This window comes from Streptomyces sp. H51, assembly GCF_035656535.1.
In the GTDB taxonomy this organism is placed as follows: domain Bacteria; phylum Actinomycetota; class Actinomycetes; order Streptomycetales; family Streptomycetaceae; genus Streptomyces.
Genome location: NZ_JAYMHD010000020.1, coordinates 80,947 through 97,118, shown reverse-complemented (window position 1 = coordinate 97,118; position 16,172 = coordinate 80,947). Strand labels below are relative to the sequence as shown.

11 protein-coding genes are annotated in these 16,172 nt (G+C 75.0%); 8 read left to right on the top strand and 3 right to left on the bottom strand.

The features are described from left to right. The first annotated feature begins 118 nt into the window (after positions 1 to 118). The 4 genes from VKA29_RS05075 (at position 119) to VKA29_RS05060 (ending at position 9,148) form a co-directional block, all read left to right on the top strand. Positions 119 to 3,448: an alpha/beta fold hydrolase gene (locus VKA29_RS05075; protein ID WP_420718437.1), complete on the top strand. Its 3,330-nt coding sequence runs from the start codon at positions 119 to 121 to the stop codon at positions 3,446 to 3,448. Then, the gene (locus tag VKA29_RS05070; RefSeq protein WP_324783961.1) at positions 3,445 to 4,317 is read left to right on the top strand and encodes an ABC transporter permease; all 873 of its coding nucleotides are present in this window, start codon (positions 3,445 to 3,447) and stop codon (positions 4,315 to 4,317) included. Before VKA29_RS05075 ends, VKA29_RS05070 begins: the two co-directional genes overlap by 4 nt. Before the next feature lie 176 nt (positions 4,318 to 4,493). After that, complete coding sequence (locus VKA29_RS05065) at positions 4,494 to 6,062, top strand: vWA domain-containing protein (RefSeq protein WP_324783960.1); 1,569 nt, start codon at positions 4,494 to 4,496, stop codon at positions 6,060 to 6,062. 1,157 nt (positions 6,063 to 7,219) lie between these two features. After that, the gene (locus VKA29_RS05060) at positions 7,220 to 9,148 is read left to right on the top strand and encodes an AMP-dependent synthetase/ligase (RefSeq protein WP_324783959.1); all 1,929 of its coding nucleotides are present in this window, start codon (positions 7,220 to 7,222) and stop codon (positions 9,146 to 9,148) included. Between the two features lie 64 nt (positions 9,149 to 9,212). Here VKA29_RS05060 and VKA29_RS05055 read toward each other — a convergent pair whose 3' ends face one another. Next, positions 9,213 to 9,614, bottom strand: coding sequence for a rodlin (locus VKA29_RS05055; protein WP_324783958.1), 402 nt, complete (start codon positions 9,612 to 9,614; stop codon positions 9,213 to 9,215). A 246-nt stretch (positions 9,615 to 9,860) separates the two neighbouring features. Here VKA29_RS05055 and VKA29_RS05050 point away from each other — a divergent pair, with 246 nt between their 5' ends. The 3 genes from VKA29_RS05050 (at position 9,861) to VKA29_RS05040 (ending at position 11,931) form a co-directional block, all read left to right on the top strand. Then, on the top strand, positions 9,861 to 10,259 hold the full coding sequence (locus tag VKA29_RS05050) for a rodlin (protein WP_324783957.1): 399 nt from the start codon (positions 9,861 to 9,863) through the stop codon (positions 10,257 to 10,259). Between the two features lie 257 nt (positions 10,260 to 10,516). Continuing rightward, complete coding sequence (locus VKA29_RS05045) at positions 10,517 to 10,741, top strand: chaplin (RefSeq protein WP_324783956.1); 225 nt, start codon at positions 10,517 to 10,519, stop codon at positions 10,739 to 10,741. A 104-nt stretch (positions 10,742 to 10,845) separates the two neighbouring features. Continuing rightward, a complete protein-coding gene (locus tag VKA29_RS05040; RefSeq protein ID WP_324783955.1) occupies positions 10,846 to 11,931 on the top strand; it encodes a chaplin family protein in 1,086 nt (361 codons plus the stop codon). Between the two features lie 49 nt (positions 11,932 to 11,980). Here VKA29_RS05040 and VKA29_RS05035 read toward each other — a convergent pair whose 3' ends face one another. Then, the gene (locus tag VKA29_RS05035; protein WP_324783954.1) at positions 11,981 to 13,270 is read right to left on the bottom strand and encodes an NAD(P)/FAD-dependent oxidoreductase; all 1,290 of its coding nucleotides are present in this window, start codon (positions 13,268 to 13,270) and stop codon (positions 11,981 to 11,983) included. After that, the gene (locus tag VKA29_RS05030; RefSeq protein WP_324783953.1) at positions 13,270 to 14,670 is read right to left on the bottom strand and encodes an ATP-grasp domain-containing protein; all 1,401 of its coding nucleotides are present in this window, start codon (positions 14,668 to 14,670) and stop codon (positions 13,270 to 13,272) included. Before VKA29_RS05030 ends, VKA29_RS05035 begins: the two co-directional genes overlap by 1 nt. Before the next feature lie 178 nt (positions 14,671 to 14,848). Here VKA29_RS05030 and VKA29_RS05025 point away from each other — a divergent pair, with 178 nt between their 5' ends. Further along, a complete protein-coding gene (locus VKA29_RS05025) occupies positions 14,849 to 16,168 on the top strand; it encodes a glycoside hydrolase family 26 protein (RefSeq protein ID WP_324783952.1) in 1,320 nt (439 codons plus the stop codon). Positions 16,169 to 16,172 lie beyond the last annotated feature (4 nt).

The following is a 16,172-nucleotide window of genomic DNA, read 5'->3' as shown; positions in this document are numbered from 1 at the left end:
GCCGGCCCGGCCTACCGCGACCGCGGTACGCCGGCCCGGGCGCGTACTCCCGGGGGAGGGCCGGAGGCTCACCCCCGGGTCTGCCCCGGTCGCCGGCCGCGGACCGTACCGTTGACGCATGGATCTTCGACTGCCCCGCGTGCGAGGGCTGCTGCGGAGGCCCCGGAGGCTGCTGGCCGCCGGGGCCGCCGTCGTCGTGCTCGCCGGTGCCGGCACGTGGACGGCCGTCGCCTCCGACGACGCCCCCCGGGTGCGCCGCAGCGACCGGGTGCTGGCCGTGGACGGGGTGCGCCTGGACACCTCGTACTTCACCGCGGGCCCGGCAGGCCGCCGCCCGGCCGTCCTGCTGGCGCACGGCTTCGGCGGCAGCAAGGCCGACGTCCGGCAGCAGGCGGAGGACCTGGCCAGGGACGGCTACGCGGTGCTGACCTGGTCGGCGCGCGGTTTCGGCAGGTCCACCGGGAAGATCGGGCTGAACGCCCCCGACGGCGAGGTCGCCGACGTCTCCCGGCTCGTCGACTGGCTGGCGGCCCGGCCCGAGGTGCGGCTCGACAAGCCGGGCGACCCGCGCGTCGGCGTCGCCGGCGCCTCCTACGGCGGCGCGGTCTCCCTGCTGGCCGCGGGGTACGACGACCGGGTGGACGCCATCGCCCCCGCGATCACCTACTGGAACCTGGCGGACGCGCTGTTCCCGAACGGCGTCTTCAAAAAGCTGTGGGCGGGCGTCTTCGTCAACACCGGCGGCGGCTGCGCCAGGTTCGAGACCCGGCTGTGCCGGATGTACGAGCGGGTCGCGGAGTCCGGCACGCCGGACGCCGCCGCGCGCTCCCTGCTCCAGGCCCGCTCGCCGTCCGCCGTCGCCGACCGCATCAAGGTGCCCACGCTGCTGGTGCAGGGCCAGACCGACTCCCTCTTCCCGCTCGGCCAGGCCGACGCGGCGGCCCGGGCGATCCGGGCGAACGGCGCCCCCGTCGACGTCGACTGGATCGCGGGCGGGCACGACGGCGGCGACCTGGAGGCCGGCCGCGTGCAGGCCCGCGTGCGCGCCTGGTTCGACCGCTACCTCAAGGACGACCGGCACGCCGACACCGGCCCGGCCTTCCGCGTCACCCGCACCGGAGGCGTCGACTCCACCGACGGCGCGGCCCGGCTGCGCGGCGCCGGCGGCGACACGTACCCCGGGCTGGCGAGCGGGCGCAGGACGGTCGCCCTGACCGGACCCGAGCAGAGCTTCGCCAACCCGGCCGGCGCCGGCCCGCCCGCCGTCTCCGCCCTGCCCGGCCTCGGCGGCCTGGGCGGCCTGGCCCGGCTGTCGTCGCTCGGCGTCGGCGTGTCGGCCGACTTCCCCGGCCAGTACGCGGGCTTCGAGTCGGCGCCGGTCCGCACCGACCTCAGGATCACCGGCTCGCCCACGGTCACCGTCCACGTGCGCTCCACGAGCGACACCGCCGTCCTGTTCGCCAAGGTGTACGACGTCGGCCCCGGCGGCGGGCAGCCCGTGCTGCCCGCCCAGCTGGTCACGCCCGTCCGCGTCGAGGGCGCCGAGGCGGGCAAGGACGTCACGGTCACCCTCCCGGCGATCGACCACGAGGTCCAGCGCGGGCACCGGCTGCGCCTGGTCCTGGCCTCCACCGACCTCGGCTACGCCTCCCCGGCGGCCCCGGCGACGTACACCGTCTCCGTGCGGGGCGGACTGCTGGTCCCGACGGCGCCCGGCGTGCGGACGGCCGCCGCGCCGCTGCCCGGGTGGGTGTGGTGGCTGCCGCTCGCCGGCGCGGCGGTCGCCCTGGCCCTGCTGCTGACCGGCCGCCGCCGCACCGCCGCCGCGTCCCCCGACCCGGCGCTCGACGGCGTCCCGCTGCAGATCACCGCGCTGAGCAAGCGGTACGCCGGCGCGGCGGACCGGTACGCGGTCCGCGACCTGTCCTTCCGCGTCGAGAAGGGCCAGGTGCTCGGCCTGCTGGGCCCGAACGGCGCGGGCAAGACCACCACGCTGCGCATGCTGATGGGCCTGATCAGGCCCGACGCCGGCGAGATCCGCGTCTTCGGCCACGCCGTCCGCCCCGGCTCCCCGGTGCTCTCCCGGGTCGGCGCGTTCGTCGAGGGCGCGGGCTTCCTGCCGCACCTGTCCGGCCGGGAGAACCTGGAGCTGTACTGGCGGGCGACGGGCCGCCCGCCCGAGGACGCGCACCTGGACGAGGCGCTGGAGATCGCCGGCCTCGGCGACGCGCTGGCCCGCGCGGTGCGCACGTACTCGCAGGGCATGCGCCAGCGCCTCGCCATCGCCCAGGCCATGCTGGGCCTGCCCGACCTGCTGATCCTCGACGAACCGACCAACGGCCTCGACCCGCCGCAGATCCGCGAGATGCGCGAGGTGATGATCCGGTACGCCGCCGCAGGCCGCACGGTGATCGTCTCCAGCCACCTGCTGGCCGAGGTCGAGCAGTCCTGCACCCACCTGGTCGTCATGGACCGCGGCAGGCTCGTCCAGGCCGGCCCGGTGCACGAGATCGTCGGCTCCGGAGACACCCTGCTCGTCGGCCTCGCGGCCCCCGTCCCCGACCCGCTGATCGAGAAGGTGGCGGCCCTCCCGGGCGTGAACGCGGCGACCCGCACCCCCGAGGGCCTCCTGATCCACCTCTCCCCGACGCCGACGCCGACGCCGACGCCGACGCCGACGCCGACGCCGGCGGCACCAGCCTCTGCCGGGACGCCGGTCGCCTCTGCCGGGACCTCGGTCGCGCCGGTCGGGCCGACCCCGGTCGGTGCGTCGGCCGCGCGGGTCGAGCCCGCCTCCGCCGGTGCGTCGGCCGCGCCGGCCTCCGCCGGGACGCCGGCCGCGGCGTCCGGCCCCGCCGGGACAGGGGAGACGCCCGTCGCGCCCGTGTCCGGGCCCGTCGGGACGCCCGGGGCGCCGGACACGCCCGTCGGGACGCCGGCCGCGCGGATCGCGCCTGGTCCTGCCGGAGCGCCGGGCGCCCCTGCCGGAGCGCCGCAGGTGCGAGCCGGGAGGCCGGAAACGCGTGACGAGCCCGCGCCCGACGGGGCGCCGGACGCGTCGTCCGCATCCGCCCACGCCGGGGCGTCGGCAGCGCCTGTCGACACGCCGGACGCCGCGCCCGCCCCTGCCAGGGCGCCGGACGCGCGGGTCGGCACGCCGGACATGCCCGGGGCGCCCCCGCCCGCCCCGCCCGTGCCCGCCCCGCCCGCGCCCGCGTCGGCCGCGGGGACGGCGGACGCCCCGGTCGCGACGGCGCCGGCCGCGGCGGCTGCCACCGTCGGGACGCCGGACGCGCCCGCAACCGTCGGCACGCCGGAGGCGCCCCGTGCCGCGGCCGCCGCGCTGCTGTTGGCCGAGTTGGTGCGGCTCGACGTTCCGGTCGCCTCCTTCGGCCCCCACCGCCGTCTGGAAGACGCCTTCCTCACCCTGATCGGAGGCTCCGCATGAGCACGCTCGCCGGGCACGGCCCGTCCGCGCAGTCCGCCTCCGGCTACCGGGCCGGCCGCACCCTGCCCCTTCGCGTCGAGCTGGTCCGGCAGTTCAAGCGGCGCCGCACCCTGATCATGGGCGGCATCCTCGCCGCGCTGCCGTTCGTACTGCTGGTCGCCTTCGCGATCGGCGGCGACCCGGGCGGCCGCAACGCCCGGGTGACGCTGATGGACACGGCCACCGCGTCCGGCGCCAACTTCGCCGCCGTCAACCTGTTCGTGTCGGCGGGCTTCCTGCTGGTGATCCCGGTGGCCCTGTTCTGCGGGGACACGGTCGCCTCCGAGGCGAGCTGGTCCTCGCTGCGCTATCTGCTGGCCGCGCCCGTGCCCAGGGCCCGCCTGCTGTGGTCCAAGCTGGCCGTCGGGCTCGGACTCAGCCTGGCGGCCATGGTGCTGCTGCCCGTGGTGGCTCTCGCCGTCGGCACGGCCGCCTACGGCTGGGGCCCGCTGGAGATCCCGACCGGCGGCGCGCTGGAGCCGGGGACCGCCGCCCAGCGGCTGGCGGTGGTCGTGGCGTACCTCTTCGTGTCCCAACTGGTCACCGCGGGGCTGGCGTTCTGGCTGTCCACGAAGACCGACGCCCCTCTCGGCGCGGTCGGCGGCGCGGTCGGCCTGACCATCGTCGGCAACGTCCTGGACGCCGTGACGGCCCTCGGCGACTGGCGCGACTTCCTGCCCGCGCACTGGCAGTTCGCCTGGGCGGACGCCGTCCAGCCGCACCCCGAGTGGTCCGGCATGATCCAGGGCACGGCGGTCTCCGTGACGTACGCGCTCGTGCTGTTCGCCCTCGCCTTCCGCGGTTTCGCCCGCAAGGACGTGGTCTCCTAAGCCGGTCGCGGGCCGGCCCCAGGTCACCGGAAGGTCACCCACCGGTCTCGGCGGGCCATGATCGTGGCCGTGTCGAGACCCTTCCGCAACGCCCCGTCCCGCACGCTTCCGCCCCCTGCGACGTCACAGTCGAAAGCAAGGGACTCGGACGTCGACGCACCTTGGGGGCAGGGAAGATGGAGCAGTACCGCACAGCACCGCCGGGCGTCTCCCGGCCGCGCGCCCGACAGCTGCGCCGCACCCTGCTCGCGCTCACGGCCGCGGGCGGCCTGCTGCTGACGGCGGCGGCCTGCAGCGCGAGCGACTCCGGTGGCAGCGGCACGGACGGCCCGGAGCACGGCGCCCTCCCGGCCCCCGTGCCCGCACCCGGCCAGAGCGGCGGCGAGCGGCGGCAGGACGGCACGGCCCGCGACGCCGACCCGTCCCCGGACCTCGTCTCCACCTTCGCCCTCGACGTCGACACCGCCTCCTACGGCTACGCGCGCCGCACCCTCGCCGAGGGCCGCCGGCCCGACCCGTCGACCGTCCGCCCCGAGGAGTTCGTCAACAGCTTCCGCCAGGACTACCGGCGGCCCGACGGCAACGGCTTCACGGTCACCGTCGACGGCGCCCGCACCGACCGGCGCGACTGGTCGCTCGTCCGCGTCGGCCTCGCCACCCGCCCCGCCGGGACGGGCCGCGAACGCCCGCCGGCCGCCCTCACCTTCGTCATCGACGTCTCCGGGTCCATGAGCGAGCCGGGCCGTCTCGACCTCGCGCGGAAGTCCCTCGGCACCATGACGGACCGGCTGCGCGACGACGACTCGGTCGCGATCGTCACCTTCAGCGACAAGGCGGAGACGGTCCTGCCGATGACCCGCCTCGGCGGCCACCGCGGCCGGGTCCACGACGCCGTCGACGGCTTGGAGCCGGCCTACTCCACCAACCTGGGCGCCGGCGTCGAGACCGGATACGCCACCGCGGTCGAGGGCCGCCGGGAGGGCGCCGTCAACCGGGTGGTCCTCGTCTCGGACGCCCTCGCCAACGACGGCGACACCGACCCCGACTCGATCCTCGACCGCATCGCCGCCGCCCGCCGCGAGTACGGCATCACCCTCTTCGGCGTCGGCGTCGGCAGCGACTACGGCGACGCCCTGATGGAGCGCCTCGCCGACAAGGGCGACGGCCACACGGTGTACGTGTCCGGCGAGGACGAGGCCCGCACGGTCTTCAGCGAGCAGCTTCCGCGCAACATCGACCTGACCGCCCGGGACGCCAAGGCCCAGGTCTCCTTCGACCCCGCCACGGTCGCCGACGTCCGCCTCGTCGGCTACGACGACCGCCGCGTCGCCGACGACGACTTCCGCGACGACCGCGTCGACGGCGGCGAGGTCGGCCCCGGCCACACGGTCACCGCCCTCTACGCCGTGCGCACCCGGCCCGGCGCCGACGGCCACCTCGCCACCGCGACCGTCCGCTGGCTCGACCCCGCCACCCGGGCCCCGCACGAGCGCTCCGGCGACCTGGAGACCGGCGCGCTCCACGACACGGTGGGCGCGGCGAGCCCCCGCTTCCAGGTGACGGCCGTCGCCGCCTACTTCGCCGACGCCCTGCGCGCCGGAGCGGACCGCGGCCGCGACATGCCCGGCGCCCCCGGCCTCGCCGCACTCCATGAGACCGCCTCGAAGCTGGCCCGGCAGACGGAGGACGAGCAGGTACGCCACCTGGCCACAGCAATCGCCCAGGCCCACCGAACCGAAAACTGACCCCCACCCAGCAACCCCCGACCCCGACCCCCGACCCCGACCCCGACCTCCACCTCGGCCTCCCACCTCGGCCTCCCACCTCGGCCTCCCACCTCGGCCTCCCACCTCGGGCCCCGGCCTCGGGCTTCGGCTCTCGGTTCTAGGGCCGTAGGACCGGGCCTCGGGCCGGGCTTCGGGTCTCGATACGGTCCCCAGCCTCCAGCCCCGGTCTCGGACCGCGGGCTCCGGCCCCCGCCCTCGGGCCCCGGCCTCCGGCTCGGGCCCCGACCCCGACCTAGGGTCTCGGGCTCCCGGCTCCCGGCCCCTGGCCTCAGGCCTCAGGCCTCGACCTCCGGCTGTGGCTGCGGGTCTCGCCCCCGGCCTCGGGCCCCGGCCCGCGGTCTCGGGCTTGGGCTCGGTCGCGGGCCCCCGCCCCCCGGCTTCGGGCCCCGGCTTCAGGCCCCGGCCCCGGCCCCGGCCCAGGGTTTCGGGCTCCTGGCGCCCGGCACCTAGCCCCCGGCCTCGACCTCCGGCTGGGCCTCGGGCCCCGGCCCGCGGTCTCGGGCTTGGGCTCGGTCGCGGGCCCCCGCCCCCCGGCCTCGGGCCCCGGCCCCGGCCCCGGCCTAGGGTTTCGGGCTCCTGGCGCCTGGCCCCTGGCCTCGACCTCCGGCTGTGGCTGCGGGTCTCGCCCCCGGCCTCGGGCCCCGGCCCGCGGTCTCGGGCTTGGGCTCGGTCGCGGGCCCCCGCCCCCCGGCTTCGGGCCCCGGCCTCGGGCCCCGGCCCCGACCTAGGGTTTCGGGTCTCGGGCTCCCGGCTCCCGGCCCCTGGGCTCAGGCCTCGACCTCCGGCTGGGCTTCGGGCTCAGGCCTCGGCCTCCGGCTCGGGCTCCGACCCCGACTCCGGTCTCAGGCTTCGGGTCTCGGCGCCCGGCCCCTGGCCTCCGGCTGGGCTGCGGGTCTCGCCCCCGGGCCTCGGGCCGGGCCTCGGGCCGGTCCCGGGCCCCGGCCCGCGGTCTCGGGCTTGGGCCCGGTCGCGGGCGCAAGCCCCCCGGCCCCGCCCCGCCCCCACCAGCGCGCCCCCGCGGATGCGGTCGGACCCATTGACCTTTGTTTACGCGCGGGTAAGTTGACTCCGGAGTAAGTTCGAGCTGTCCGTCCGAGTCGCGATCTGGAGCCGTGATGGGTGTACGCAAGGATCTGAAACGGGCGAAACGGCGCACGGACCTGGCCGCGCGCGCCGAGGTCGAGCTCGTGCGGGACGACACCGGCACGGTGCGCGAGGTCCGCACCGCCCCCATGGCCGCGCCGCTCACCGCCGGCAGCACCGCCGACCTGCCCTTCACCAACGCCGCCGAGGCCCCCGACGCGGTGGTCCTGCGCCGCCGGCGCGACGGCGGCTGGCAGCCGGTGACCGCCGCCGCGTTCGCCCGCGAGGTCACCGCCGTGGCCAAGGGACTGATCGCCGCCGGCCTCGAACCCGGCGGCCGGGTCGCCGTGATGTCCCGCACCCGATACGAGTGGACCGTCCTGGACTTCGCGATCTGGGCGGCGGGCGGCCAGACCGTGCCGGTGTACGCCACCTCCTCCGCCGAGCAGGTGGAGTGGATCGTCCGCGATTCGGGCGCCCGCCTCGTCGTCACCGAGACCGCGGACAACGCCGCGACGGTCACCACCGCCACGGCCGGCCACCCGCACCAGCCCCGCGTATGGCAGCTGGACACGGACGCGCTCGCCGACCTCACCGCCCTCGGCCGCGACGTGCCGGACGACGAGGTCACCAAGCGCCGTACGTCCCTCACCCCCGGCACCATCGCCACCGTCTGCTACACCTCCGGCACCACCGGACGGCCGAAGGGCTGCGTGCTCACCCACGCCAACCTGCACGCCGAGGCGGCCAACACCGTCGAACTGCTGCACCCCATCTTCAAGGAGGTCACCCACCAGGTCGCCTCCACCCTGCTCTTCCTCCCGCTCGCCCACATCCTCGGCCGCACCCTGCAGATCGCCTGCCTGATGGCCCGCATCGAGGTCGGCCACTGCCCGAGCCTCAAGCCCGACGAACTGCGCCCCGCGCTCAAGGAGTTCCGCCCGACCTTCCTCGTCGGCGTCCCCTACCTCTTCGAGAAGATCCACGACACCGGCCGCGCGACCGCCGAGAAGCTCGGCCGCGGCGCCTCCTTCGACCGCGCGCACCGCATCGGCGTCCGCTTCGGCGAGGCGCACATGAACAGGTTCCTCGGCCGGGGCAAGGGGCCCGGCCCCGGCCTGTACGCCGCCTGGGCCCTGTACGACCTGCTGGTCTACCGCCGCATCCGCAAGGAACTCGGCGGCCGCACGCGCTACGCCATCAGCGGCGGCTCCCCCCTCGACCGCGACCTCAACCTGTTCTTCTACGCGGCCGGGATCATCGTCTACGAGGGCTACGGCCTGACCGAGACCAGCGCCGCCGCCACCGTCGTCCCGCCCCTCGGGCCCCGCCCGGGCACCGTCGGCCTGCCCGTCCCCGGCACGGCCGTACGCATCGCCGACGACGGAGAGGTGCTCATCAAGGGCGGGGTGGTCTTCGGCGCGTACTGGAACAACCCCGCCGCCACCGACGCCGTCCTGGACGACGGCTGGTTCGCCACCGGCGACCTCGGTTCCCTCGACGAGGCCGGCTACCTCACCATCACCGGCCGCAAGAAGGACATCCTCGTCACCTCCGGCGGCAAGAACGTCTCCCCGGCCGTCCTGGAGGACCGGCTGCGCAGCCGCCCGCCCGTCGGCCAGTGCATCGTCGTCGGCGACAACCGCCCCTTCGTCGCCGCCCTGATCACCCTCGACCCGGAGGCCGTCGCGCACTGGCTGTCGGTCCGCAGGCTGCCCGCGGACACCCCGGCGTCCGAGCTGGTGCGCGACCCGCGGATGCGCGCCGACGTGCAGCGGGCCGTGGACTTCGCCAACCAGGCGGTCTCCCGCGCGGAGTCCATCCGCGCCTTCGCCCTCGTCGAGGGCGAGTTCAGCGAGGAGAACGGAATGCTGACGCCGTCTCTGAAGGTCAAGCGGCACGCGGTGCTCGACGCCTACGCCGACGACATCGAGGCGCTGTACGGGGGCGGCGGCCGCTGACACCCGCCGGGACACGCCGAAGGGCGGAGCCGCCGGCCGGCGACCCCGCCCTTCGCGGACCGTGTCAGCGCTCGCTGTTGGCGGACAGCAGCGACACGTCCTCCAGCAGGTGCGACAGCGCCCCGTCGCGCTTGGCCTGCGTGGAGTTCTCCGTGCACTGCTGGTTCAGGTCGTCCGACAGGAGCGGCACGTCCTGGATGACCGAGGCAGGACCCGGGCCGGCGGCCGCCACCGGAATGTCGTTCACAGCGATGCAGGGCTTGTTGAAGGAGCCCTGGATGAGGGCCATCTGGGGGCTCATGTTGCCGTACGTGGCGGAGTTGCCGTAGCTCTGGATCGCGCCGTTGCCGTTGGCCACGGTCGGGCCGCTGTCGTCGCCCAGGGCCATGGCCTGGGGGGCGGTCGCGGCACAGGCTCCCATGACGGAAGCGGCGACAGCCGCCGAGGCGAAGACCTTCTTGATCATTGCTCAGTCCTTTCCGAAGAAACCCCGTTCACCGGAGCTCTCTGGACAACTCCATGCGGACGGTGCGGTTTCTCCCGTTCACCCGGTCGGCGGACACGGCGAGGCCCGGCGGGACCACCCTGCCGCGGCCGGGGCCGGGAAGCCCGGGGCGGTGCGGCCAACCGGGTGAACGTCCGCAACCAATACCGCCGGGCCCGGTTGTTGTGGCCGTAGGACAGTGCGTCGCTACGAGGAAAGGAACGCGAAGTGCTCAAGAAGGCAATGGTCGCCGCAGCGGCCGCCGCTTCTGTCATCGGAATGTCGGTCGCGGCCGCTCCCACGGCTCTTGCCGCGGGTGACGACTCGGGCCCGACCGTGGCCAACGGCAACGGCGCGTCGTCGTCGTTCGGCAACTCGGTGACCAAGGGGGACAGGAGTCCGCAACTGTCGTTCATCGGGGGCTCGTTCAACAAGCCGTGCGCGGCGCTGAACGACATCGACGTCGCGACCGCCGGTCCGGGCCCGGCCACGGTCCTGCAGGACGTGTCGCTCCTCTCGGACGACCTGAACCAGCAGTGCGCCGACAACTCCACGCAGGCCAAGCGCGACGGCGCGCTGTCGCACGTCCTGGAGGACATGGCGGTCCTGTCGGCGGTCCGCGGCTGAGGCACGCGGTCCCGCGAGCGGCGCGGCGGCCCGCGGACTTCCCCGCGCGGGCCGCTCTCCGTCGTCCGTTGCTCCTCTCGGATGAGCGACGTCTCACGGTGTGATGCATCCGGATGAACCGGTCGTGCTCCACGGTTCCCTTCCGCCTCTGCCGTCAATTCCTGGTGTGCAGCCTGCGGGTCATGATGCGAGCCGTTCCTGTTGTGCTCGCTCGGCTTCGGCCGTCATCGAGGCATGACCGCAGAGAAGGGATAGAGATGAAGAAGACCGCCGCTGTCGTCGCTGGTGTGGTTCTGGCCCTCGGCATGGCCGCCCCCGCCTTCGCCGACGAGGACACGACCGGTGTGGCCGCCGGCTCACCCGGTTTCCTCTCCGGCAACGTGATCCAGCATCAGGTTCACAACGACCTGAACGTGTGCGGGAACTCTTTCGGCCTCATCAGCCTGTTCAACGCGCCCACGGGCGTCTGTGTCAACCGCTGACGACGCGTCATCCCGGCCATCCGGCCGGGTGAGGCCGGTCTCGGGCACCTTGCTGTGCGCCCGGGGCCGGCCTTTCCCATCTCTCGAGGAAGACCACCACGACAATGCGACTGACCCTGAACAAGGGAATGGTGGCGGCCGCCGCTGCGACGGGCATTCTGTCCCTGTGCGGCGGACACGCCCTCGCCGACGCGCACAGCGACGGAGTGGCCGCGGGTTCGCCGGGCGTTCTGGCCGGCAGCAATGTCCAGCACCCGGTCGACACGCAGGCCGACGTCTGCGGCAACACCGTCGACGGATCCGCCGCGAGCGATCCGGCCTCCGGCAACGCCTGCGCGAACACGTCGGGCCCGGACGACCAACGCCCGCACGACACACTGCCCAGCGACGACACCGGATACGGCGACGACGCCGGCCCCAGCGACCAGGCCGGCCCCAGCGACCAGGCCGGTCCCAGCGATGACGCCGGTCCCAGCGACGAGGCTGGTTACGGCGACGAGGCCGGTCCCAGCGATGACGCCGGTTACGGCGACGACGCCGGTCCGAGCGACGAGGCCGGTCCCAGCGATGACGCCGGTCCCAACGACGAGGCTGGTTACGGCGACGAGGCCGGCCCCAGCGACGAGGCCGGTCCGAGCGATGACGCCGGTTACGGCGATGACGCCGGTCCGAGCGATGACGCCGGTCCCGTGGACGAGTCCGGTTACGGAGACGACGCCGGTCCCGTGGACGACTCTGGCCATGGGGACGACTCGGGCCATGGCGACGAATCGGGTTACGGCGACGAGGCCGGTCCCGGCGACGAGGCTGGTTACGGCGACGAGGCCGGTCCCAGCGACGACTCCGGCTACGGCCACGAAACGCCCCCCGAAGGCCAGCCCACGCCGGCACCCCCCGGCGGGCCCACGCCGGCACCCCCCGGCCAGCCCACGCCGGGTCCCACCGGGCCCACGCCGGGTCCCACCGGGCCCACGGCGCCTCCCGGCGGTCACCCCACCCCGGCCCCGCCCTACGGCGAGCACCACATCCCGCCCGGCGGCGAGGACACCACGGCGCCCTCCACGCAGCCACCTCAGCTGGCCCACACCGGTAACGGCGCGGCGCTGGCCGCCTCCGGTGCCGGTGCCGCCGCGCTGATCGTGGGCGGCATCGTTCTGTACCGGCGAGGCCGCACCGCGTCCCGCCGGTGACGCACCGGGTGCCGGACGGTTCCGCGTCCGGCACCCGACGCCCGCACCGCTACGCGGTGCCGCCCGGCAGCGGGACGGACGGCGAACCGGCGGCGCCGCTGCCCGTGGGCTGCCGGACGATCGTGCTCGGGCCGCCCCCCGCGCGCAGCCGTCGCCGTACCCCTCGGACCAGCGCGCCCGCCGTGTAGGTCGCCCCGTGCACGAACCGCATCGCCGGGCCGAAGCCCGAGGCCGTGACCAGCCCCGCCATGAACAGGCCGGCGTACGACGACTCGAAGTCCCGCCCGACCTCCGGCGATCCGTCGGCCACCGTGGCCAGCGCCCCGCGCAGGTCGTCCGAGAGCAGGCCCAGCCGGTCGCACGTCGCCGTGAAGCCCGTGGCCGCGATGACGTGCTCCGTCTCCAGGGACCGCTGCGACCCCGCCGCGCCTCCCCGGCCCACCAGGTCCAGCCGGACCCCGTCGGACACCGGCCGGGCCGCCGCGACCTCGTGGCCGAGCAGCACCTGCACGGCCGGCTCCACCCGGTCCCGTACCCACCACGCGCCGGCCGGACCGAGCGCCGTCGCCGCGATCCGGGCGCGCGTCGACTCCGGCAGGCGCCGGAAGAGGCCGGGCCGCTCGGAGTAGAACCAGTTCCGCCAGCCGCAGCCCAGGCCGCTCTGCGGTGAACGGACCGTCTGCCACCAGGGGCGTTCCCACGGCGGCGGCACGTCGTTCCAGCACAGCCGGTCGGCGCGGGCCAGCACCCGTACCCGCGAGCCCTCCTCGGCGAGGATGGCCGCCGTCTCCAGGGCCGCCTGGCCGCCGCCGATCACCGTGACGTCCCGGCCCCGGAACCGGGCCAGGTCGCTGTGGTGGCTGCTGTGCGAGACGAGCGAGGCGTCCAGTCCGCGCAGGGCGCCCGGAATCTCGACGAAGGGCATGACGCCCACCGCCAGGGCCACGGTACGGGCGTGGAGCACCTGCCCGTCGTCCGTGACCGCCTCGAACCCGCCCGGGCAGGGCGACACCCGGGTCACCATGCGCTCGTCCACCTCCGGTACGGCATGACGGGCGAACCACAGGCCGTATTCGGCGAACATGTCCAGCGGGATCGGGTGCCCGTGCCGGGCGGCCACGCCCCGGCCCGCGCAGTACACGTCCAGCCGCCACCGCCCTTCCGGGTCCGAGAGATTCGAGGCCCACGGCTCCGACTTGAGGAACATGCCGCGCGGCATGTGGTCGCGCCAGGACGCCATGGGCCGGCCGAAGACGCGCAGGTTCAGCCCGGCGGCCGCGGCGTGGGACGCGATGGACAGGCCGTAGGGGCCCGCACCCACCACCAGAAGGTCGTACATCAGCAACTGCTCGCTTTCTCGTCGTCGGTCAGGCCGGCGACATCGGTCGGTTCGGTCGGTTCGGTCGGTTCGGTCTGGTGGGTCTGGTGGGTCTGGTGGGTCGGGTGGGCCTGTTCGTTGCAGGAGTGGGTCGAGAGGGCGGATGGGCTTCGGGGCGGCTGGGGCGGCTGGGGCGGCTGGGACGATTGGGGCGGTCGGGTAGCGGTGGCCCGGCCGGCCGGGCCGCCCAGGCGGTCCCGCAGGCGCCGGGAGACGTGGCGGCCCCACAGCGGCCACAGCGCGCGGCCGGGGGAGGGGTCGTCGGCGGCGTGCCAGGCCAGTTCGCGCCCGGCCGGGGAGGGCCGCAGCGTGGTCAGCGGCGCGTAGTTCTCCACCACGAACTCCCGCCCGGGCAGGGGCACCCCGGGAGGCAACGGACGGTGTGTCAGGTCCAGGTGCAGGGCGCGGACCACGTCCAGACCGGCCGCGTCGGCGAAAAGGCGGAACTGGGCGCCGGGGCGGGGGTTGAAGTCGAGCAGGTGGTAGCGGCCGGTGGTGCCGCAGCGGCGGAAGTCGAGGTCGAGGATGCCCCGGTAGCCGAGTGCGGCGGTGAGGCGTTCGCAGAGCGCCTGCACCTGCGGGTTGGGCGTCCAGCGGCCCACCGCCGTCAGGCCCGCGCCGCGCGGCCAGGACCGCAGCTTGACGCCGGGCCCGCCCCCGCGCATCCCGCCCGCCCGGTCGGCGTACCCGTGGAAGAACCAGTCGCGGTGCGGCCCGGGCGGCAGGAAGGCCTGCAGCAGAAGCCGGCTGCCCGCCTCCGCCGAGCGCAGGAACAGCTCCCGCGCCTCCCGCGCCGAGCGGACCACCACCGTGCTGCGCAGACCGCTCCCCGGGGGCAGCAGCCAGGGGCGGCTCCACTTGGCCACCACCGGCAGGCCGAGCCGCCCGGCGTCGGTGGCCGCCTGCCGCGGGCTGTCGGGGACGTGTGTCTCGGGGTGGGGGACGTCCAGCTCGGCGCACACACCGGCCAGTGCGGCCTTGTCTGCGACGCGCTCGGACAGCGAGGCGGGCAGCGCGGGCAGCAGGTAGGAGGGGGCGAGTTCCTCGCGCAGCCGGCCCACGGCGAGGGCGCTCGCGTCGTCCATCGGGATCAGGACGGCCGGGCGCGGGATGCGGGCGGCCACCCGGTGCAGCGCGACGGAGATGTCGTGGGCGGACGCGCCGGGCGGGGGCGGGGGATGGATCTGGCGCACGAAGCGCGATCGGGACACGGGACTTTCCGTGGTGTCGGCGACCACGTGCACATCGATCCCCGCTCTGCCGAGCGAACGCACGGCGCCGAGCGTGCCGTGGTGAAAGGGATTCCGGTCGATGCGCAGCAGAACGGCCGGCACGCGGGTGTCGAAAAGCGACGCGGACATGGTGTCTTCTCACTCGATAGCCGTAGCGGCGGTGGCGTACTTGCGGTTCGTATGACTGAGTGTCAGTGACAGAAGTCCAGTGATGGACGGTCGGCGCCGGAAATTTCAGCGACGGAGATCCAGTGGCGGAGATTCAGTGACGGAAATCCACAGCACGAGGACGGAGAAAGGAGCAGGAATGGCCACACAGCAGCGGCGCCCCCGGTTCGGGCGGCCGGCCGTCGTCGTGGCGGCGGTCGCCGCGACGGCCGTCCTGGCGTCGGGTCCCGGTTTCGCCGCGGGCGTGGGAACGGATCGGGCCGCCGATCCCCCCGCACCCGCGCCGACGTCCCAGGCCCCGCCGCCCACCGCGCCGCCGCCCACCACCCCACCGCCCATCGCGCCGCCGCCCGGCACGCCGCTCCCCGCCACTCCGTCGCCCGTCGGGACCCCGCCCGGCGCGGACGTCCCCGCCTTCGGCGCGTACCTCGACTACGGAGCCTCCGGCGTGGCGCGCATGGCCGCGCTCAGCCACTGGCTGGGCGGCGCCGAACTGCGCGTCGGCCACACCTACCTGCCCGGCGACCGCTGGAGCAACATCGAGGGAGCCCCCGGCTTCCTCGACATGTGGGCGGACTGGCGCACCGAGAAGGCCGACCGGATGCTCGTCCTGAACGTCCCCATGCTGGAGCGCAGCGAGGGCGGCGTCCCCGACGACGAGGTGCGCACGCTGCTGCGCGAGGGCGCCGCCGGCGCGTTCGATCACCACTTCAGGGCCCTCGCCGAGCGGCTGGTGCGGCTGCGGGTGCCGGACACGGTGATCGTGCTCGGCTGGGAGATGAACGGCATCACGTACACCCATCGCTGCGGGCCGGACCCGGAGGCCTGGAAGAAGTACTGGAACAGGATCGTCACCACCATGCGTTCGGTGCCGGGACAGAAATTCCGGTTCGATTTCGCGCCGACCCGCGGCCGGGACGCCGTTCCCTGGACGGAGTGCTATCCGGGAGACGACACGGTCGACATCATCGGCATGGACGCGTACGACCAGCCGTCCGGACTGTCGTTCGATCAGCAGGTGAAAGAGCCCTACGGGCTTCAGCAGCACGTGGATTTCGCCAAAGCCCACGGCAAGCCCATTTCCTATCCCGAATGGGGACTCTTCCGCAACGGCGACAACGCCGAGTACATGAAACGGATGCTCGCCTGGATGGGCGAGCACAAACCGCTCTACAACACGCTGAGCGACTACTGCCCGCACGGCGTGTGGCAGTGCCCGGCCAACCCGAGGGCGTCCGCGGTCTACCGCTCCGTGCTCTCCGGCCGCACCGGCGACCCGGACCCGGCGCCCCCTGCGGTCCCGGTACCCGGCCTGCCCACCCGCCCGGCCGACACACCGCCGCCCGCCGCTCCGCCGCCCCTGTCCGACTGCTCGCCGCTGAACCTCGGCGAGTGGGTCGAGTACTGGATCGGCGGGAAGGTGTGCCTGCTCCTCGACCGGTGGTCGCGTGACTGGTGACCCC